At 71.0% G+C, this 434-nt stretch carries 1 protein-coding gene; it reads right to left on the minus strand.

Annotation, left to right across the window (positions count from 1 at the left end; all coding sequences use genetic code 11):
• On the minus strand, positions 1–434 hold a 434-nt coding region (locus G4D86_RS51900), incomplete at both ends, for an AMP-binding protein (RefSeq protein WP_164003114.1).

A 434-nucleotide genomic window follows, 5' to 3' on the forward strand; every position in this document is an offset into this window, starting at 1 on the left:
AGCAGTTGGTGCAGGGGCGCTCCCGGCATGAGCTTCTCCAGCGGCGCGAGCACCAGCGTGGCCCCGGAGGTCAGCGTGGTGAACACCTCTTCCACCGACAGGTCGAAGGCCAGGTTGGCGAACTGGAGCACGCGGCTTCCGGGCCCGATGCCGTAGGCCACCGCCTCGTGCGTCACCAGGTTGGCGACGCTCCGGTGTTCGACGGCGGTGCCCTTGGGCAGGCCGGTGCTGCCGGACGTGTAGAGCAGGTAGGCCAGGTGATGCGCGGCCACGCCCGTCACGGGCGCTTCGGCGCTCTCGCGTGACAGCGCGTCCTTCTCGGTGTCGAGGCAGAGCGCGCGGGCACGGTGCGCCTCGGGGAAGCGCTCCAGCAGCGGGGACTGCGTCACCAGTGCCTCGGCGCCGCTGTCCTCCAGCATGAAGGCCAGACGCTC

This window comes from Pyxidicoccus caerfyrddinensis (genome assembly GCF_010894405.1).
Lineage (GTDB): Bacteria > Myxococcota > Myxococcia > Myxococcales > Myxococcaceae > Myxococcus > Myxococcus caerfyrddinensis.